This is a genomic window from Steroidobacter flavus, assembly GCF_042651805.1.
Classification (GTDB): Bacteria; Pseudomonadota; Gammaproteobacteria; order Steroidobacterales; family Steroidobacteraceae; genus Steroidobacter; species Steroidobacter flavus.
On sequence record NZ_JBHSDU010000015.1, the window covers coordinates 2,501,440 to 2,521,799 of the forward strand.

General features: G+C 62.0%; 15 protein-coding genes. 11 read left to right on the plus strand and 4 right to left on the minus strand.

Going from position 1 to position 20,360, the window contains the following annotated elements; genetic code table 11:
- Nucleotides 1–26: 26 nt before the first annotated feature.
- From ACFPN2_RS37845 to ACFPN2_RS37890, 10 genes are all read left to right on the plus strand, one after another.
- Nucleotides 27–4,001 (plus strand): NACHT domain-containing protein, encoded by a 3,975-nt coding sequence (locus ACFPN2_RS37845; protein ID WP_380606439.1) that lies wholly within the window; start codon nt 27–29, stop codon nt 3,999–4,001.
- A 36-nt stretch (nt 4,002–4,037) separates the two neighbouring features.
- Complete coding sequence (gene rsxD / locus ACFPN2_RS37850; RefSeq protein ID WP_380606441.1) at nt 4,038–5,075, plus strand: electron transport complex subunit RsxD; 1,038 nt, start codon at nt 4,038–4,040, stop codon at nt 5,073–5,075.
- A complete protein-coding gene (rsxG, locus tag ACFPN2_RS37855; RefSeq protein ID WP_380606443.1) occupies nt 5,059–5,697 on the plus strand; it encodes an electron transport complex subunit RsxG in 639 nt (212 codons plus the stop codon). Before rsxD ends, rsxG begins: the two co-directional genes overlap by 17 nt.
- Nucleotides 5,694–6,362 carry an Rnf-Nqr domain containing protein gene (locus tag ACFPN2_RS37860; RefSeq protein WP_380606445.1) on the plus strand — a complete coding sequence of 223 codons (669 nt, stop codon included), beginning with the start codon at nt 5,694–5,696 and terminating at the stop codon, nt 6,360–6,362. The genes rsxG and ACFPN2_RS37860 overlap by 4 nt, the downstream gene beginning before the upstream one ends.
- Nucleotides 6,359–7,087 (plus strand): endonuclease III, encoded by a 729-nt coding sequence (nth, locus tag ACFPN2_RS37865; RefSeq protein ID WP_380606446.1) that lies wholly within the window; start codon nt 6,359–6,361, stop codon nt 7,085–7,087. Before ACFPN2_RS37860 ends, nth begins: the two co-directional genes overlap by 4 nt.
- A complete protein-coding gene (locus tag ACFPN2_RS37870; RefSeq protein ID WP_380606448.1) occupies nt 7,087–8,037 on the plus strand; it encodes an SDR family NAD(P)-dependent oxidoreductase in 951 nt (316 codons plus the stop codon). Before nth ends, ACFPN2_RS37870 begins: the two co-directional genes overlap by 1 nt.
- An 80-nt stretch (nt 8,038–8,117) precedes the next feature.
- On the plus strand, nt 8,118–10,361 hold the full coding sequence (locus tag ACFPN2_RS37875) for a TolB-like translocation protein (RefSeq protein WP_380606450.1): 2,244 nt from the start codon (nt 8,118–8,120) through the stop codon (nt 10,359–10,361).
- Between the two features lie 26 nt (nt 10,362–10,387).
- Complete coding sequence (locus tag ACFPN2_RS37880) at nt 10,388–10,837, plus strand: DUF1841 family protein (RefSeq protein ID WP_380606452.1); 450 nt, start codon at nt 10,388–10,390, stop codon at nt 10,835–10,837.
- A 94-nt stretch (nt 10,838–10,931) separates the two neighbouring features.
- Nucleotides 10,932–12,458 carry a fumarate hydratase gene (locus ACFPN2_RS37885; RefSeq protein WP_380606454.1) on the plus strand — a complete coding sequence of 509 codons (1,527 nt, stop codon included), beginning with the start codon at nt 10,932–10,934 and terminating at the stop codon, nt 12,456–12,458.
- 24 nt (nt 12,459–12,482) lie between these two features.
- Nucleotides 12,483–12,908, plus strand: a complete 426-nt coding sequence (locus ACFPN2_RS37890; RefSeq protein ID WP_380606455.1) for an MAPEG family protein — start codon at nt 12,483–12,485, stop codon at nt 12,906–12,908.
- Here ACFPN2_RS37890 and ACFPN2_RS37895 read toward each other — a convergent pair.
- Both ACFPN2_RS37895 and ACFPN2_RS37900 read right to left on the minus strand, forming a co-directional pair.
- Nucleotides 12,898–15,423, minus strand: coding sequence for a glycogen/starch/alpha-glucan phosphorylase (locus tag ACFPN2_RS37895; RefSeq protein WP_380606457.1), 2,526 nt, complete (start codon nt 15,421–15,423; stop codon nt 12,898–12,900). The two genes, ACFPN2_RS37890 and ACFPN2_RS37895, sit on opposite strands and share 11 nt — an antisense overlap.
- A gap of 164 nt (nt 15,424–15,587) precedes the next feature.
- Nucleotides 15,588–16,337, minus strand: coding sequence for a helix-turn-helix domain-containing protein (locus tag ACFPN2_RS37900; RefSeq protein WP_380606459.1), 750 nt, complete (start codon nt 16,335–16,337; stop codon nt 15,588–15,590).
- 180 nt (nt 16,338–16,517) lie between these two features.
- On the opposite strand from ACFPN2_RS37900, the gene ACFPN2_RS37905 reads away from it, so the two are divergent.
- Nucleotides 16,518–17,654 (plus strand): OmpA family protein, encoded by a 1,137-nt coding sequence (locus ACFPN2_RS37905; protein WP_380606461.1) that lies wholly within the window; start codon nt 16,518–16,520, stop codon nt 17,652–17,654.
- 51 nt (nt 17,655–17,705) lie between these two features.
- On the opposite strand, the gene ACFPN2_RS37910 is transcribed toward ACFPN2_RS37905, so the two are convergent.
- The gene (locus tag ACFPN2_RS37910) at nt 17,706–19,337 is read right to left on the minus strand and encodes a 3-(methylthio)propionyl-CoA ligase (protein ID WP_380606463.1); all 1,632 of its coding nucleotides are present in this window, start codon (nt 19,335–19,337) and stop codon (nt 17,706–17,708) included.
- 136 nt (nt 19,338–19,473) lie between these two features.
- Complete coding sequence (locus ACFPN2_RS37915) at nt 19,474–20,334, minus strand: hypothetical protein (RefSeq protein WP_380606465.1); 861 nt, start codon at nt 20,332–20,334, stop codon at nt 19,474–19,476.
- Nucleotides 20,335–20,360: the final 26 nt, after the last annotated feature.

Below are 20,360 nucleotides of genomic sequence, written 5' to 3' on the forward strand. Positions count from 1 at the left end.
CTGAAGTGTGGCCAACACTTCAGCCCATGACGCTATTTCAAGGCTTCTGCCCCACGTCGTTCGAACAATTCATCCGTGTGCTAGCCCTGCAAATTCTGGGGCCGGGCGTGACCGTGTTCGGCGCCGGTCCCGACGGCGGGCGTGAGGCCTGCTTTCGAGGCACGGTGCCTTATCCCTTTCCTCCGGCGCAGCAATGGAGCGGCTACGGCGTCATCCAGGCGAAGTTCAAACAAAAGCGGGAAACGACCGCCAAGGACCAGCAGTGGGCCGCCACGCAGCTGCGCAGCGAGCTCGAACGTTGGCTCAAGCGCGACGAACGCCATCCCAAACCGGACTATTTGATTTTCTGTACCAACGTCGAGCTCACCTCCGCGCCGCGCGGTGGACGCGCGCGAATCGAGAAACTGCTGGCAGCAGGCGCGAACGCATTGGGACTGAAAGATGTTTGTATCTGGGACGGCGTGCAGTTGCGCGGGTTTGTGGACCGGTATGAGTCCATTCGCTCGCGCTTCTCATATTTTCTCACGACGGGCGATCTGCTCGGACAGTTCGCCAACAGACTTTCCTGGCATTGCGACTCCGACAGTGTTCTGACGACTTACCTGTGTCGGGAGCTGCTGCAAGACGAAGACGCCCGGCTGAGTCAGGCGGGCGATCGCTCCGAGGATCGAATCAAGCTGGCCGATGTCTTCGTCGACCTGCCGGTCGCCGACATCAAGCCTCTGGCTGGGGACCGGAGCCAGCAGCCCATCCAATCGTTGCACGAGCTTGCAACCATCGCGAGCGGCAAGCTCGATCCTCTCACGTTGCACGAACACACGACGCGCCTGGCTCAGGACGGACAGCGGATGCCGCTGCATAGTCGTTACCTGCTGCTCGGCGGGCCAGGCTCGGGCAAGTCGACCGTCGTGCAGTTCCTGGCACAGATAAATCGCGCGGCGCTGCTCGATCGCCGTCCCAAACATCGTCTCGAGGGCCGTGTTAAAAACATTGTCGATGCCCTCCGGGCGCGCTGCCGCGCCGATCTGACCGAGTGGCCAGCAACGCCGCGATTTCCGATACGCATCGAGCTCAACAGCTTCGCTCAAGCGCTCGCCTCTAAAGAGGACGGTATCGAGACGCTGTCCGCGTATCTACGCAGAAACTTGAGCCGTGACGTGCAGATCTCACATGCCGAGCTGCGCTCCTGGCTGCAGATGTATCCCTGGCTGGTCGTCCTGGACGGCTTGGATGAAGTGCCGTCGTCGACCAATCGGCGCGAAGTGGTCGCGGCGATCCAGCACTTTCTCGCCGAAGCGCGCGACCTCGAAGCCGACCTGTTGGTGGTCGCATCCACTCGACCGGATGGATATCACGGCGAGCTGGACGGCGAGGACGTCACATCAAGGGTGTTGCTACCGCTGCCTCGCAAGCGAGCACTGGCGTACGCTCGACGGTATGTCGACGCGAAATCCGCTGGCAGCGACGATCCGCGCTCGACAGCGCTCATGACCATCATCGGCAAAGCGATCAAGTCGCCGCTGGTGGCGCGGCTGATGACTTCGCCCCTGCAAGTGACATTCATGGTTGCTGTCATTGCGGCCATCGGCAGACCGAGCGAGAGCCGCTGGCAATTGTTCACTGACTACTATCGGACCATCTACGAACGGGAATTGCACAAGGCGGTGCGACCGTTCAATCGGATCCTCCACGAACGGCGCCAGGATATCGACGCCCTCCATCATCGGATCGGGTTCTTGCTGCAAGCTCGAGGCGAATTCGTGGGCGGCCTGGACGCCGCACTGACGGCGGAAGAATTCGAAGGCCTGGTGGACGCGGCGCTGCGCGAAGATGGCCTGGATCATGACGAGCTCGCCGAGCAGCGGCGGATGATCGTCGACGCGGCCAAGATGCGACTGGTCTTCATCACCAGCCGTAGAGCCAACCGCCTGAGCTTCGACGTGCGCTCGCTACAGGAATACATGGCGGCCGCTTACCTCACCGACACGGACGCCGCCGATATCCTGCAGCGGCTGAAAGCGATCGCACGCAGCGCGCACTGGCGCAACACGCTCTTGTTCGCGATCGGCCGCTTCTTTATCGAACCCCGCATGCGCCAGCATCGCGACCTGGTTCGGCTGCTGTGCGACGATCTGAACCGCGAGGATCCGCCGCACGCGAACGTCAAATCCGGTTCCCGGCTGGCGCTGGAAATTTTAGAGAGCGGCGTGGTCGGCAACGTGCCCCACGTCAGTCGCAGTCTGGCCGAGTGCGCGCTCAAACTGCTCGAGATTCCGCCGGGCCTGTTCGAAAAAAACTCGATACGGCTGGCCGGTGTCCATGAAGAATTCATGCAACCGGAATATCACTGTGCCGTGTCGATCTGGCTCGGACAAACAGAAAAACAGCGAACGCTCAGCGCGTGGCTGCTGCTGTTACGCCTGGAGCAGTCGGGGGTAGCTTGGGCCGCTGAAATGGCGCGAACCCATTGGCCGACCTCCAGCAGCGCCGGCCTGATGATCATGGAGCGCTGGTTCGGCGGCGCCTATGACAATCAGCGAACCTTCACTAGCGCTTACTGGAATTTGAATGACGGCCATCGGCACTATCGTGCGCTGAGCGAGATGGAAGTGCAGCGACTGGATGCCCTGATCCCGCGGCTTCCGCTGCGAACCTGCTATCAATTGATCAGCAGAACGCGGAACCAGCGGGCCTGCCTGCGCAAGACACGGTGGCTGCATGCGTTGCGCAGGCTATTTTCCAAGCGGCGGTTGGAAGTGTCGGTGTCTTCCGCGGAAGTCCCCGACTGCCTCACGCTATTCCTGGTACGCATGCAGCCACGCCACAAGATGCGAAGCATGACGCGGCTACTCTCGCAGATCGACGACACCATGGACGAGTCGTGGCGGCAGTTACAGGCGGTACTCCAATTTACCGTCGAACCAACGGCCGGCAATCTGGCAGCGGCGCTGCGAACATTGCATCGGCTTGGCGACGACCTCGATCGGGAGCTGTGCATGCAGTTCGCCCCATGGCCACTGACATGTTGCCTGTCCGCCGACAGCTCGCAGTGCTCGCTGGAGACGCTGGCAATCCAGGCTGAGGAGGGGCGGCTCGGAGATACCGACCATTGGCTGAGTTTGCAAAAACACTGGCGAACACCGGATCTCTACGCAGCCGAATTCATCGACTCGCTGCACGACAATCCGCTGCCCTTGATTGGAGCGACGGTACGCATCGGCGCCGATGTGGCGGCGTTGATGCTATCCACGACAGGGGTTGTTCAGTTGCTGGCCGGGATGCTTGAAGATTTGCCCCATTCGTACGCGAGATACCATTTGATCGATGCATTGGTCACGATAATGGCCCTGTCGCCAGCGGCCATTCGCGTCGATCCGGCGCGCGTCCATCCTCATTTGATAGCGGCGGCGCGAGCTGGAACCGTGTACTCCATTCCGTTTACGGCGGAAACGATGCAAGGCATTCATGCCGACTACTACGATGCATTGGGATCGTCGACGAATCTGTTTTCTTCCTCCTTGCCTTGGGCACTCAACCAAGTGTCCGTAGATCCGTTGTTACTGGAGTTCTGCGCGCATCCGACCCGCGTCGGTCTGCTCACGTGCGTCGTGGCTTGCATCGCCTCGGGCGCGACTTTGCTGCCGGCTACCCTACTGCAGGTAACTGGGCATGAGGTCTGGAACGAGCATCGGTGGGCTCATCTGTTCGTGCAGATCTGCCGCACCGATCTCGAGGAGCAAGCAGCGCTCACGCTGGCCGCCGAGCTGCCAGGCATTATTGAGAGCGACAGCGCGCCGGGCTCGTTGCTCCGCCTGCTGATCCTCACACTTGACAAGCGGGCCGCGAACGCGCCCACATTGGAACCGATACTGCTGGCGGCTTGCGCCCTCATTTCCGCGACACAGTGGGAATTGCTGGCGGACGCCGAACACGTCAAGTATCGCTTCTCACTGACTCAAACGAGCGAGTTACCGGCGTTGCTCAGCGGCTCCGCTCGTTGACCCCATGCAGGTCAGGCACTACGCTTCGCCCGATTCATGACCTTCCCCACCGCACCCGCCCCCCACGTAGTCGCTCACGACAGCGTCGGGCGGGTCATGCGCATTGTTTTATATGCGCTGGTGCCGACGGTGGCGTTGCACGTCGTGTTCTTCGGCGTGGGGTTGTTGGTGCAGATCGCGCTGGGCGCGGCGACGGCCCTCGCGGCGGAGGCGCTGGCGTTGAGGCTGCGTCAGAAGCCAATCGAGCCCTTCTTGAAAGACTTCAGCGCGATTGTCACGGCGGTACTGCTCGCGTTGTGCCTGCCGCCGCTCGCGCCTTGGTGGCTGGTGGTGAGTGGCACGGCATTCGCCATTCTGCTGGCGAAACACTTGTATGGCGGGCTCGGGCGGAATCCGTTCAATCCGGCGATGGTCGGTTACGCCGTGTTGCTCGTTTCGTTTCCCGTGCAGCTGCTGCAGTGGTTGCCGCCGGCGGGCATGGACATCGAGCACATCAAGCTGTCGGTCGGTGAAACGATCCAGACCATTCTCACCGGCTCGCTCCCGTCGCGACTCACCTGGGACGCGGTGACCTCGCCCACGCCGCTCGATGCGCTGCGAACGAATTTGAAGATGGGTATGACCATGGCCGAGGCACAAGCGGCGCCGATCTTCGGCACGCTCGGCGGACGCGGCTGGGAGTGGATCAATCTCGCGACGCTGGCCGGCGGAATCGCCCTGTTCGCATTTCGTATCATCCGCTGGCACATCCCGGTCGCGATGCTCGGCGCCATCGTTGTTTGTGCGTCATTGATGTACATGATCGATCCGGGCGCCTACGCCGGCCCGATCTTTCATCTCACTTCCGGTGCGAGCCTGTTGGGTGCATTCTTCATCGCCACCGACCCGACTTCGGCGGCGACCAGCGATCGGGGCCGATTGATCTATGGCGCGGGCATCGGTGTGCTGACCTATGTCATTCGCACCTGGGGCGGCTATCCCGATGGGGTCGCCTTCGCGGTGTTGCTGATGAATTTGTCGGTGCCGCTCATCGACCGCTACACGATTCCACGCGTCTATGGCCACGCCCGCTGACAAGCGAAACATCGCGATCCCGACAGTGACGCTCGTCGTCGTCGCGGCCGTGCTCACGGTCGGGCTCGTGACCTTCGCGAATCTCACGCGCGACCGCATCGCTCACAATCAGCAGGCGTGGATCAAACAACACCTGGATGCGCTCGTTCCCCCGCAGAGCTACGACAACGACCCGCTCACCGACACCACCGACGTCGTCGCGCCGGATATGCTCGGCACGGCGGCGCCCGTCACCGTCTATCGTTTACGCAAGGCGGGGCTGCCGGTGGCCGTGGCCATTCGTTCGGTCGCACCCGACGGTTATCGCGGACCGCTGGAGTTGCTGGTGGCAATCGCGCCGGGCGGTCAGCTGATCGGTGTGCAGGTCATTCGTCACAATGAAACACCGGGCCTCGGCGACGCGTTCGAGAACCGCGACGCCGGTTGGCTGGATAAATTTCGCGGCCTGTCGCTGACCAAGCCGCCCCAGCAACGCTGGACGGTGCGTCGGGATGGCGGCGACTTCGATGCGTTCACCGGCGCGACAATCACGCCGCGAGCCATCGTGAAGGCCGTGCGCCTCACGCTGGAGTTCTATCAGGGCAACGAAGATCGTTTGTATCAGGACGGCAAGCCGCGATGAGCACACCGTCACTCAGCGTGGGGCCCGCCATAACGAACAATCTGCCGCCTCCGACCGCGCGTCATCGCGCATTCGGTAGCACGCTGCAACTCCTGGCGCTATGCCCCTTGCTCGCAGTCAGCGACACCGTCGTCAAGGCACTCGGCTTCAGCACCTTGGTGCTCGTGATATTTCCTTTGGCGACCCTGCTGCTCAGTGCGATCCGTCGCTGGCTCGATGACGCCATCGTTCTTCCCGCCAGCCTCCTCGTCACGGCCGGGCTCGTGACAGCAGCTGAACTCTTCATGCGCGCCTGGTTCCACGATCTCGGCGCGTCCTTCGGTGTGTTCCTGCCATTGCTCGCCGTGAACATCGTCGTGGTCGATCACATACAAACACCGGCTGCAGACCGAGGCACAGCATTGATCCGCAGCGTCCGCATCGCGCTTGGCATCGCCCTGACCTTGATCGCGCTGGGCCTCGCCCGCGAACTCGTCGGCCGCGGCTCGCTGCTGAGTGGCGCCGGCGCACTGCTGGGCAGTTGGGCGGACCGGCTCGAAATCAAAGTCTTCAGCGTCGACATGGGTTTCCTGCTCGCGATGCTGCCGCCCGGTGCCTTTATCTCGCTGGGCCTGTTGATCGCCGTGCGCAACTGGATAGCCGCCCGCCATTCCACAACATCATGAACCGCAAAAAGATCGCCGCGATATTCGAGCGCCTCAAGGCCGCCAATCCCAAGCCGACCACCGAGCTGGAATATTCCAAGCCGTTCGAGCTGCTGATTGCCGTGATCCTGTCGGCGCAGGCCACGGACAAGAGCGTCAACCTCGCCACACGCGAACTGTACAAACATGCGAACACACCGCAGGCCATCCTGGACCTCGGCGTCGAGGGCCTGTCGAAGTACATCAAGACCATCGGCCTGTTCAACACCAAGGCCAAGAACGTGATCGCGACCTGTCGCATCCTGGTCGAACAGCATGGCGGCGAGGTTCCTGAATCGCGCGAGGCGTTGGAAGCGCTTCCGGGCGTTGGCCGCAAGACCGCGAATGTGATTTTGAATACAGCCTTCGGCCATCCGACCATCGCGGTCGATACACACATCTTCCGCGTCTCAAATCGCACTGGCCTCGCCCCTGGCGACAACGTGCGTACAGTCGAAGATCATCTCGTGAAAGTCGTGCCGCCCGAGTACGCGCACGACGCTCATCACTGGCTGATCCTGCATGGACGTTACACCTGTATCGCGCGCAAACCGAAATGCCCGGAGTGCGTGATCCTGGACCTTTGCGAATACAAAGAGAAAACGCCGCCGGAAACCAAACCAGAGAAGCGCAGTATCTTCGCGAAGCCGGCGGCCGCTGCAACCAAAGCCAAGCTCACTCAGAAGCTGCGAAAGAAGCGCGCCTGATGCAGCGGCGCACATTCATCTATCAAGCCGCGCTCGCAGGCCTGGCCGCTCAACTGCCCATCGATGCGAGCGCCGAAACGCCGCGCAGTCAGTTCACCCGCAACTCCACCGCGGACGAAGTCACCGCGGGCTTGAATCTCACCGGCAAGACCGCTGTAGTCACCGGCTGCAACTCCGGCATCGGCTTCGAAACGATGCGCGTGCTCGCCCTGCGCGGTGCTCACGTCATCGGCACAGCTCGCACCCTCGATAAAGGCAAAGCGGCTTGCGACAAGGTCAGCGGCAAGACGACACCGGTCGCGCTGGAACTGACGGACTTCGACTCCGTCGTTGCCTGCGCCGACGCGATTCGTGGCATGAACGTGAACATCGACATGCTGATCCTCAACGCCGGCATCACCCTCGCTGACTGGCAGCAGGTGAACGGCCTCGAGAAACAATTCGTCGTTCATCATCTCGGCCATTTCATTCTCACTCAGCGGCTGATCGATCGAGTCACAAGCGCCACGCAAGGCCGCGTCGTGGTCGTTGGTAGTGGCAATCATCGCGATGCGCCCGACGGCGGCATTCAGTTCAACGATCTCTCCGGTCGCAACTGGTATCGCCGCGGCTACGCGCATTCGAAACTTGCGAATGGATTGTTTTCACTGGAGCTGTCACAGCGCCTCGCCAAGACGCGCGCGACGTCGAACTGTCTGTCGCCGGGACCGGTGGCTACGAACATCCGGCGCGATCTGCCCGCCAGTGCCACGCCAGCCAACCTGAAGTCGCCCGCGCAAGGCGCAGCCACTGTTTGTTATGTCGCATCTCACCCGAGCCTGCGGCTCGTCAACGGCGAATATTTCTCCGACTGCAATCCAGCGCCTCAGAGCAAATATCAAACCGACCGCGCGATGGCCGCGAAGCTGTGGCAAGTGTCGAGCGAATTGACACGCCGCTATCTCAGCTAAAGGTTCGTCACAAAATCCGATCTCGACCCGGCTAGAATCGCCCGCAGCGGGGGCACGGCCGCCTCCTCAGGGATGTTCGAGTGATCGATATCAATCGCGGTACGCTCCGCCTTGCTGTCCTGGCGTCAGTGACACTCATGCTCGCCGCCTGTGGTGGTGGCGGTGGTAGTAGCAATGGCGGTGGCAGCACCAACCCACCGTCGACGAATACCCCGCCCGCCAGCCCCAGCGCGCAGGAGCTGAGCAACGCGCAGAACGCCAGGCTGCACATGACCCAGGGGCCGGACTGGCTCACCATCACCTGGCGCGACACCTTCGATAACGAGCGGGGTTACCGGGTGGAACGGCTCGGCAGCGATAACTCCTGGAATGCGTTTGGAACATTGCCAGCCATCGATGGCGGCAGCGTCTCTTGGGAACGATTTCAAACGGCGACCGACAGCGGCACGTATCGGGTGGTCGCGTTGTTCGATCGTTACTCCGTACCGCTATATGCCGCACCCGGCGAAAGCGAGATCGCCATCGATCTGACGACGCCGGTGGCCATTCAGTTTAGCTCCGACGTGCAGTACGACGTGCCCGTGCAGGTGAGCGTGCCCAACGCCGGGGCCGCTCTTTCCGTGACGTATCGCCTGAACGACGTGGTCGTCGCCCAAGTCACGAGCGGCGGCGACTTCGCCGCAACCATCCCCACAGAGCGCCAGGCCACGAGCAACGCCACCGATATCTGGGTCGCCGAGATTCGTAAGAGCGCGGGCTTCACGAGAGTCACATCGCAGGAACGAGCCGATCGGAACACGCTGCCGGCGCTGCTGCTCAAGGTCGCACCGGCTCATTCGATCGACAATTCGCTGGTGCTCACCGCCATCGCCTCTTCCGGCTACGGCCTCGACTCGGTGCGGTTCTTCGTCAATGACAATCCCGTGCAGGTGGTCCGCTGGACCGATCGATGGAACAAGTGGGTTCACACCATTGACCCGAGCACGCTGCCCGCCGGCGTGAACCGGTTCCGAGCTGTCACAACCGACAGCACCGGCACCACCGTCAGCATGGACGCCGAGTACACGATCGAGACGCTGCCCTCGCTGAGCGTCGCGGGGGCGTTCGAAGGCATGATCGTTTCCGGCGGCCGGCTCAACCTGCATGGCACGTTTGGCGAGAACGTGGCCGGCACCGTGCTCACCGTCGAGATCAAGGATGCCCATAGTGCCTTCACGGACCGGACCCGCACGCTGCTGAGAACACGCACCAGTCCTTTCAATCTCGATCAATCGCTCGCCGGTGAGTCGGGCGAACGGATTCTGACGGTGCGCGCCGAGACGCCGGACGGCAAAGTGAACGTTCGCTCCTACAACATCATCCTGCCCTCGATCGAGCGCACCTACGAGCTCGTGGCCAGCGACGTCGCGCAGCTGCTGGCGGCGGATCAGGGCTCGCTGCTCTATAGAAACAACGCCGGAGCGATCGTGCTGAGAAATGCCGCCGGCCACGAAACGCAACTGGAAGTTCCTTTCCCGCTGCTCAATTCGCAGTGGTGGCTCAGCGCAGGACACGTGATTGCACGGCGCTGGGTCGGCGTCCCTGACCTGCATGTCTTCACCGGTCCGGCGACGACGCTCAATTTATCGACGCTCGCGGCAGACTATCCAGGCAGCGATGCTCCCGTGATTCGCGGTCCGTGGATCGGTTGGCCGTCCGGCAGCGACTCGCGGCGGCTGAATGTTTACAACATCGAAACCGGTGCGCTCAGCAACGTCACCGCCGCCAATGCCTGGTTCATCCGTCCGCTGTATGACCTGGACACCACGCCAGGCAGCGAGCGCGTGCTGTTCGCCGGGGGCAACGGCCTGTACAGCTATCCACTCGCCACCGGCATCGTCACTTTGTTATCGCCAGGGTCATACGCCGAGGTGCGCACCGACGGCACGCGAGTGGCGTGGAAGGACGCGACCGATCCCGACCATATCCAGCTCAAGGTCGCACCGTTGAACAATCCCACGGCGATTACCGTCTTGACCGATCACTACAGAGGACTGAACTTCGCCAAAGACGGTTTGATCGGATGGATCGGGGTCGACCCGGCGATCGGGGTCAACGATGGCACTGCGACCACATCGCTGGCCGACGGTGCCGCCAGTTATGAACGCGACCCGCTCGTGGATGGCACGATCATCTTCAACGAGCCCGGCCGTCTGTATAGCTGGAGCCGCGCGGCCGGCAAACACCTGTTGCTCGACGCGTACCGGCCGACCTTGCACACGCAAGGCGTAGCTTATTTGCTGACCGGCGACACCGGCACTCTGTATCGGACGACACTGCCCTGAGGATCGCAAGCGGCTAGAATCGCCGCATGCCGATCTTCGACACCCAATCCCGCGATCAGCTGCGCCAGATGTACATCAACGCCTGGCGCAAGCATCGCGACGGCCTCCCCATGGAGCCGCTCGAGGCGCAGATCGCCGACGTGGTCGCGCTCCATCCTGAATATCAGGCGGCGCTCGAAGACCCGGACAAGGTGCTCGACCGCGATTACAGCCCCGAGGGCGGCCAGTCCAACCCGTTCCTGCACATGGGCCTGCACCTGGCGGTTCGGGACCAGATCGGCACCGATCGCCCGGCCGGCATGCGCGCCGCGTTCGAGGCCCTGGCGGCGCGTCTGAGCTCGCCCCACGACGCGGAACATCAAATCATCGAACGCCTGGCAGAAGCGCTTTGGGAAGCGCAGCGGGCCGGTCGGCCACCCGACGAGCAGGCCTATTTGCGCCGCATCCGGGAGCTGGCGGGCCTTCGCATTAAGTGATGCCTGCGTTCGCGGCCCGCGTGGTGGCCGCTCCAGGGCACGAATGGTAGATTTCGCCCCCTCTCGATCCCCCATCGAACCAGCTCACCGTACCATGCCGACCATCAAGCAAGACGATGTGATCCTGAGCGTCGCCGACGCCCTGCAGTACATCTCCTATTACCACTCACCCGATTTCATCCAGGCCATGGCGGCCGCCTACGAGCGCGAGGAAAGCCCGGCGGCGAAGGATGCGATCAAGCAGATTCTGGTGAATTCGCGCATGTGCGCCGAAGGTCACCGCCCGATCTGTCAGGACACCGGCATCGTCACCGTGTTCGTGAAAGTGGGCATGAACGTGCAGTGGGCCGACGCCACCATGTCGCTCACCGACATGATCAACGAAGGCGTGCGCCGCGCTTACAACCATCCGGACAACACGCTGCGCGCGTCGATCGTCGGCGATCCGTTGTTCGATAGAAAGAACACCAAAGACAACACGCCCGCGGTGATTCATATGGAAGTCGTGCCGGGCGATACGCTTGACATCGCTGTCGCGGCCAAGGGCGGCGGCTCGGAAAACAAATCCAAGATGGTGATGTTGAATCCGTCCGATTCCATCGTCGACTGGCTGGTGAAGACCGTGCCGCAGATGGGCGCGGGCTGGTGTCCGCCCGGCATGCTCGGCATCGGCATCGGCGGCACCGCCGAAAAAGCGATGGTGATGGCGAAGGAATCGTTATTCGAAGAGATCGACATTCACGAGATCCGCGAGCACGGTCCGAAGGATAAATTCGAAGCGCTGCGTCTGGAGATCATGGACAAGATCAACGCGCTCGGCATCGGCGCGCAGGGTCTCGGCGGCCTCACCACCGTGCTCGATGTGAAGATCAAGTATTACCCGACGCACGCCGCGTCGTTGCCGGTCGCGGTGATTCCGAACTGCGCCGCGACTCGTCACGCGCACTTCGTGCTCGACGGCTCGGGACCCGCCAAGCTCGATCCGCCGGACCTGGAGCTGTGGCCGAAGCTCACTTATCAAGCGTCCGCCGATTCGCGTCGAGTGAATCTCGATGCGCTCACGCGTGAGGACGTGGCGTCGTGGAAGCCCGGCGAACGTTTGTTGTTGTCCGGCAAGATGCTGACCGGTCGCGACGCGGCTCACAAACGCCTGAGCACGCTGATCGAGAAGGGCGAGCCGTTGCCGCCGGGCCTGGATTTCAAGAACCGCGTGATCTACTACGTCGGTCCGGTCGATCCCGTGAAGGGCGAAGTCGTCGGCCCGGCCGGTCCCACGACTGCGACGCGCATGGACAAGTTCACCGAGATGATGCTCGGCAAGACCGGCCTGATCGCCATGGTCGGCAAGTCCGAGCGCGGCCCTGAAGCGATCGAGTCGATTCGCAAGCACAAGGCGGCGTATCTGATGGCGGTCGGCGGCTCGGCGTATCTGGTCTCCAAGGCGATTCGTTCCAGCCGCGTGGTCGCATTCGGCGACCTGGGCATGGAAGCGATCTACGAATTCGAAGTGAAGGACATGCCGGTGACCGTCGCCGTCGACGCGCGAGGCGAATCGGTGCACGAGACCGGCCCGGCGGAATGGAAGAAGCGCATCGCCGGTATTCCGGTCAAAGTGATGTAAAGAACAAAGGCGGTGGAGGGACCGATGCAGATTCAGAACGCGATTCTGTTACCACCCACCGCCCTCGCCCTGCTGACCGGGCTGGTCTTCACCAAGTTATATCGAGACCGCATCGCCGAGATGCGCGCCCGGCGGATCCATCCCCAACAAGTGGCGACCGCCAGGCAGATGCACGAGACGATGCAGAACGTGGCGGCCTCCGACCACTTCCGCAATCTGTTCGAAGTGCCCGTGCTGTTCTATGCGCTGTGCGGCTTTCTCGCGATCACACAGCTCACCACGGTCTTGCTGCTGGCGTGCGCCTGGGGCTACGTCGTGCTGCGAACGGCGCACACCTACGTGCACCTCACGAGCAACGTCGTCATCCGACGCTTTCAGTTGTTCTTCGCCAGCAGCATCGTGCTGTACGTGATGTGGGTGCTGTTCGCCCTGCGACTGCTCACTGCATAAAGCCGACTTTCACGTCTTCCTGAGACAGCAAGCGCACCGGCACGGACGGCGCACGCCAGATGTCCGCGCAGTATTCGCGAATCGTGCGATCTGACGAGAACTTGCCGCTGCGCGCGGAGTTCAAGATCGACATCCGCGTCCAATGATCGACATCGCGATACGCCTGACTCACCTGCAGCTGACATTCAGAGTAGGACTCGAAGTCCGCGAACACGAGATAAGGGTCGTGCCACAGCAGCCCGTCGGTCAGCGCACGGAACATCTGCACGTCGCCCCGTGAGAAGAAGCCGCTGTTGATCAGCGAGATCACCTCTTGCAACTCGGCCGTCATGTGCTCCAGCGGTCGATAGCCGCGCCCCTTGGTTTGCGCCACCTGCTCCGCCGTCAGACCGAACAGGAAGAAATTCTCCGCGCCGACTTCCTGACGAATCTCGATGTTGGCGCCATCCATGGTGCCGATGGTCAAGGCGCCATTCATGGAAAATTTCATGTTGCCCGTGCCTGACGCTTCCTTGCCGGCCGTGGAGATCTGCTCGGACAGCTCCGCCGCCGGATACACACGCTGGCCGTTGGAGACATTGAAGTTCTGCAGGAACACCACCTTGAGCCGGTCTTTGACCGCCGGATCGCGATCGACCACGTCGGCGACCGAATTGATCAGTTTGATGATCAGCTTGGCCATGTGATACGCCGGCGCCGCCTTGCCGCCGAAAATAAACGTGCGCGGCTGGAAGTCCGCGTTCGGATCCGAGCGCAGCCGGTGATACAGCGCGATGACGTGCAGGATATTGAGGTGCTGGCGCTTGTACTCGTGAATGCGCTTGACCTGCACGTCGAACAACGACGCGGGATCGATGTTGATGCCGTTGCGCTCCTTCACGAACGCGGCGAAGTCGACCTTGTTGGCAAGTTTTATCTCGCGCCAGCGCTGACGGAAGGCGGCGTCCTGGGCGAACGGCTCCAACTTCTGCAGCTCATCCAGATTCTTCAGCCAGGAATCGCCGATCGCTTCGCTGATCAGATCCGACAGCCGCGGATTGCTCAGCGCCATCCAGCGACGCGGCGTCACACCGTTGGTCTTGTTGCCGAACTTATGCGGCCACAGCTCGTAGAAGTCCCTCAACACATCCTGCTTGAGCAATTCGGAGTGCAACTCCGCCACGCCGTTGATCGTGTGACTGCCGACGCACGCCAGATGCGCCATGCGCACGTAACGCTCGCCGTGCTCGTCGATCAGTGACAATCGGGCGAGGCGCGCTTCATCGCCATAGAAGCGAATACGCACCTCGTCGAGGAAGCGGACATTGATTTCGTAGATGAGATCGAGATGCCGCGGCAGCACCGATTTAAACAACTCGAGCGGCCAACACTCCAGCGCTTCGGGCAGCAACGTGTGATTGGTGTATGCAAACGTCTTGCAGGTGATGTCCCAGGCTTGTTCCCAGGGCATCACGTGATCGTCGACCAGCAGCCGCATCAGCTCCGCTACGGCGATTGCGGGATGGGTGTCGTTGAGCTGCACGGCAAACTTCTCGTGGAAGCGCTCGAGCGGCAGCTTCTGCACCCGCATGATTCGCATCATGTCCTGCAACGACGCGGACACGAAGAAGTACTGCTGTTCCAGACGCAGGGTCTTGCCCTGAATCTGCTCGTCGTTCGGATAGAGCACCTTGCTCAACGTTTCCGACCAGACTTTCTGTCGAACCGCGCCACCGTAGTCGCCGCGATTGAAGGTCGAGAAATCGAACGACTCGGGCGCTTCGGCCTTCCACAGCCGCAGCGTGTTCGCAGTGTTGTTACGAAAGCCGAGGATGGGCGTGTCGTACGGCACGCCGACCACGACCTTGCCGGGCACCCAGCGAATGCGCAGACGCTCCTGCTCGTCGCGATACTGCTCGGTGTGACCGCCGAGCTTGACCTCGACCGCCCACTCCGGCCGCAGGATTTCCCAGGGATTGCCGAAGCGCAGCCATTTGTCGGTGCGCTCGGTCTGCCAGCCGTCGACGATCTCCTGATGAAAGATGCCGAACTCGTAGCGGATGCCATAGCCCAGCGAGGGAATTTCCAGCGTCGCCATCGAGTCGATGAAACACGCGGCGAGGCGCCCGAGACCGCCATTGCCCAGTCCCGGCTCGTCTTCCTGGCGCAACAAGGTATCGAAATCCAGACCCAGCTCGGAAATCGCCTCTCTCACCTGTTCGTAGATACCGAGATTGATCAGGTTGTTGCCCAGGTGCGGCCCCATCAGGAATTCCGCGGAAAAATAGGCGACGGTGCGCGAGCCCTGCTTGGTATAAGCGGCCGCGGTGCTGATCCAGCGCTGTAGCAGGCGATCGCGAACCGCATAGGCCAGCGCCTGGTAGTAGTCGTTCTGGGACGCGAGCGCCGGGAACTTGCCCTGCACGTACAGCAGGTTGTCCAGAAAGGCGCGCTTGAACGCCTCCTTGGTGAGCGCCGTGCGCTCGTCGTCGTAGAGCTCGGTCGGCGTTTCCATCGATTTCATGGGAGTGGCCATGGCAGCACCCTGGTTTTACTGAGGTCGGCAAACGGATATGGTGCAAATATCGTGCGTGCCCGAACACCTGTCGGTATTCGCAGGCAGTCCGGCAACACGCACCGGCTTGACTCAGGCGGCCACGTGAGCCGCCTCTTTTGAGGGCGGCGCCAGTTGTATCACGCTCATGCTACAGCTTTAGCGCGGTACGCTGAGAACATCGAGAACACCCAGGGCCGGCATGCCAGCAGCAGTGCGACGCTGGTCTTGTCTCGCGCCGGCAATTGGACGTCGAGCGCTGCGAGGTCGGCAAAATCCGCCGCGAGCTTGTCGATCTTCTTGAGCAGGATGCGCACCGATGCCGGCGACAGCTCGGCCGAATGAAACGACAGCGCTTCGCTCGCGCCGGTGAACGGGCCTTGCAGAAATTCCGCCCGCACCTGGCGCTCATATAACTTACGCACCGGCCCATCCGGCCGCCACGCGATCGGCAAGCGCGCGTGCAAGTGAATCCTGCGCTTCGCATCGATTTCGACGAGCTGCGCCTCCTCGAGCCGCGTGAGCAACGCACGCATCACTCGCGGATTGAGACCGAGCCGACGCTCCGCCGCCTCCGCCGATCTGCCATTCAATAGCAAATAAAACAACGCCAGCAATGAAGCATCGCTTGCCAAAGTGCGCTCCTGCTCGAGCGACAGACTGAAAGTCTGCGTGGGCTCGCGCGCTCCCGCAGCCATGCGCACCAGGTCAGCGACGCTCATGTCAAGGGCCGCGCACACACGCTCCAATCTCACCAATGTAAAAGATTCATCGGAGAACAAGCGCTTCACCGACGATTCACTGAGCCCCAGCGCGCGGCCGAGCTTTTGGTAGGTCATCCCACGAGCGCGCAAGCAACGCTTCAAAGTCTCGAGCAGGTTTTTGGTCTCATTCACTGCAATAAATCCCGACACAGGTGGTACGACGGTGCCTAGGGTACCGTATTCCGGTACTTCGGTTTTCAAAGCTTGTTCGACGCGCCGATGCCGCTAAGGTGTCGCCCTGCCAGCACATCCGGTCCAACCCCAAATCGAATCGAGTGTGGTGGCAACGTTGAACAAACAAGAGGAATCGAAATGAAGGTGTTTCACGCGTTACGCGCCCTGGCCCGGCCGGCACTCCGCTGCGCCATGCCCGCGCTCGTCATCGCCGCGCCGGGGATGGCTGCGGCCGACGATGTCGGTCACTGGTACATCACCCCGCAAATCGGCGGTGTCTCCGTCGACAACGATCGCCCGCTGCAGGACAAGGACTGGTTGTATGGCGTGGCGATCGGCAAGGCCATCAACCGTGGCTTGAACATCGAGCTGAATGTCAACGGCGCCCAAGTCGGCGGCGGCCCGGGCCGCAGCGACTCGAGCTTCTGGGGCTCATCGCTCGATTTCTTGGCGGTGATGAATCGCGGTGGCGCGGTCGAGCCGTTCCTGAGCTTCGGCGGCGGCGTGCTGGCGAACCAGCGCAGCCCCGGCAGTAACGCGACCAATCTCATGGGCCAGGCCGGCGTGGGTATGTTCATCAAGCTGTGGGAGAGCCCCGAGGGCACCAGCAGCTTCAAGTTGCGCCCTGAGCTGAAAGTGCGTTACGACGAGGACGGCAGCGATAAATACAGCGACTATCTGGGCCTGCTCGGCTTCCAGTTCGCATTCGGCGCCGCGCCGCCGAAGCCGGTCGAAACACCGCCGCCCGCTCCGGAGCCGACGCCTCCGCCCCCGCCGCCTCCGCCGCCGCCTCCTGGCGATCAGGACAAGGACGGCGTGCTCGATAACGTCGACAAGTGCCCGGATACACCTCCTGGCGTTGCCGTCGACGCCTACGGTTGCACGCGCAAGGGCTCGATCACGCTGGAAGGGGTGACGTTCGAGTACAACTCGGCGACGCTGAAGCCGGAGTCGCGCACTGCTCTCGATGCTGTGGCCACGGATCTGAAGAAATATCCGCGGTTGAAGCTCGAGCTGCAGGGTCACACCGACAGCAAGGGTCCGGACGCCTACAACCTGAAGTTGTCACAGCAGCGTGCCGACTCGGTCCGCACGTATCTGCTGGATCAGGGCGTGACCGCCGGCGCGCTGGTGGCGAAAGGCTACGGTGAAACGCAGCCGATCGCGGACAACAAGACCGACGAAGGCCGCGCACTGAATCGCCGTGTGGTGATGTATGTGGTCGACAACCCTGGCGACGTGGACGTCAAGGGTCAAGGTAAGGTCGAGCAATAGTACGACTCGAGTCGAGAGTCGGGCCCCTCCTCGTCAGAGGAGGGGCCTTTTTTATCCCGGCGGGAACTGATAGCCCACGAACTGCTGGCGCAGTTGTAACTTGCTGAGCTTGCCGGTCGCGGTCAGCGGCAGTTTCTCGACGAACACCACGTCCTCCGGAATCCACCACTTCGCCACTTTGCCCGCGAAGTACTGCAATAGTTCCTCCCTGCTCAGCGACGCGCCCGGCTTCAGCACCGCGACCAACAGCGGCCGCTCCTGCCACTTCGGATGCGGAATCGCAATCGCCGCCGCCTGCGCCACCGCCGGATGCGCGACCGCCAGGTTTTCCAATTCGATGGAGCTGATCCACTCGCCGCCGGACTTGATGACGTCCTTGGTGCGATCCGTGATTTGCATATAACCCAACGGACAGATGGTCGCGACGTCGCCGGTGTTGAACCAGCCGTCGCTCTCGAACACGTCATCGCCATTGCGCTTGTAATAACCCGCGGCCACCCACGGGCCACGCACTTTCAGCGCGCCGAACGTCTTGCCATCGCGCGGGACTTCTTTGCCATCGTCATCCGCCACTTTCAGCTCGACGCCGAAAACCGTGCGTCCCTGACGGGCACGCAAAGCGTCCCGACGCTCTTCGGGCAATGCATTCGCTTCAGGTGACATCGAGCGAATCGTGCCGATCGGGCTGGTCTCGGTCATGCCCCACGCATGCACGACTTCGACGTCGTGACGCCCCTTCAACAGATCCATCAGCGCCAGCGGCACGGCCGAGCCGCCGCTCAACACATGAGTAAGCGTATCGACGCGCTTACCGGTCTTCTCCAGATAGGCGACGAGGCCCTGCCAGACCGTCGGCACGCCGGCCGCGAACGTCACCCGCTCTTCTTCGATGAGCGACTGCAAGGTCTCCGCGTCGCCCATCTTCGAGCCGGGGAATACCAGCTTCGCCCCCACCATCGCGCACGAGTACGGCAGACCCCACGCGTTCACATGAAACATCGGCACGACCGGCAGCACGACTTCATGCGCCGACAAGCTCATCGCGTCCGGCATCGCGGAGGCATAACAATGCAGCACCGTCGAGCGATGACTGTAGAGCACGCCCTTGGGATCGCCTGTCGTTCCCGACGTGTAACACAGCGAGCTCGCGGTCCGCTCGTCGAACTCTGGCCATTCGAAACTATCGCTCTCGCTTGCGATGAAAGATTCGTAGCTACGAGCGCGAGGCAGCTGAGTCTGTGGCATGTGGGCGTCGTCGGTCAGGACGATGCAACCTTCGAGCTTCGGCAGCCGCGACTGCAACTTCTCGATCAACGGCACGAACACGGGATCGAGGAACAGCCAGCGATCCTCGGCGTGATTGATGATGTAGACGATCTGATCTTCGAACAGACGCGGGTTGACGGTGTGACACACGAAACCCGAGCCCGACACGGCGTAATACACCTCGAAGTGCCGATAGTCGTTCCAGGCCAGCGTCGCGACTCGATCGCCCTGCTGCAGACCCAGGCGGCTCAGGGCATTGGCCAGCTTGCGTGAGCGAGCGAATGCTTCCTGGTAGGTATAACGATGGCGGGGATTGTCGGCGGTGATCGAGACGATCTCCCGTCGAGGATGCTGTAGTTCCGCATGGCGCGCGATGCTGCTGATCAGCAGCTGCCGCTCCATCATTTGTCCGAACATGACCCGCCCCCAACGATGCTTGATGTAGTACCGGAAGTGATACCACAAATGTCGCTGGGACGCTCAACGCACCGGACGGACCCCTCCACCGGGAGAAAAAAATATCGCTCCCGGGCTCAAACAGTACACGCGAACGCTATTGAGACGCTCCCGTGCCGGTGAAAGCCGCAGCGGTGGGCACCGGATGCAAAGACTCAGCGGCAATAACCGCGGGGACCTGTGCCGGGGGCGATTGGAGTGGCGTCGTCATCGGTGCGGGCTCGGCGGGGGCCGGAGCGTTACCGAAGCCGAACTCGACGACGATCCGCGCGATATGCGGATGCTCGCTGCTCCACTGCATGAAATTCACACACACGGCTTTCAGCTCCTGGCCCTGCGCGTACTCGAACGAGTTGCCTGTGAAGCGGGCACCGCCGAGGTCCTGCTCGAACGTCACCTGATGTTTTTCCCAGGGGTACTGCATGGCGTCGGGCTGCGCGAACAGGTGAATACGATCCACGCGTGCATACGATGGGATCGTCCCGCAGAGCGCGATACGTTGCGCCTCCTGCTCGCTACATGCGGCAGTGGCCCCGGCTGCACGACAGGCCGGCACATAGACGACGGACTCCACACTGTCCGCGACGCTTTCCATCGCGGCAGGCAACGTCACTGGCTCGTTGGGAGCGGACTTCGCGGGAGTGGACACTTCCGCTCGCGCCGCCTCTCGCTCAGCTGCAATCATCGAGCGCATTTCCCTCAACTCATCACGCATCGCGCGCATATCTTCAGCCGCGCGTTGTTTCATGAATTCGGAGTAGAGAAAGCCGCCGGCGGCAGAGGCCACCATCAGCGCGAGCACCGCCAATATCGAGCGAAACGTGGAACCCTTTTTGGGTTTCGCATCGACGCGCGAGCTCCGCTGCTGCTTGAAGGAGCTGAAGATCTGAAACAAGGCCGTCGTGACGGTGGCTAAGGCACCGATCATGGCCGCCATAATGGTTTCGGAAAGACCCATCGAAGTCCCTTGATTGGAGCCGTGCC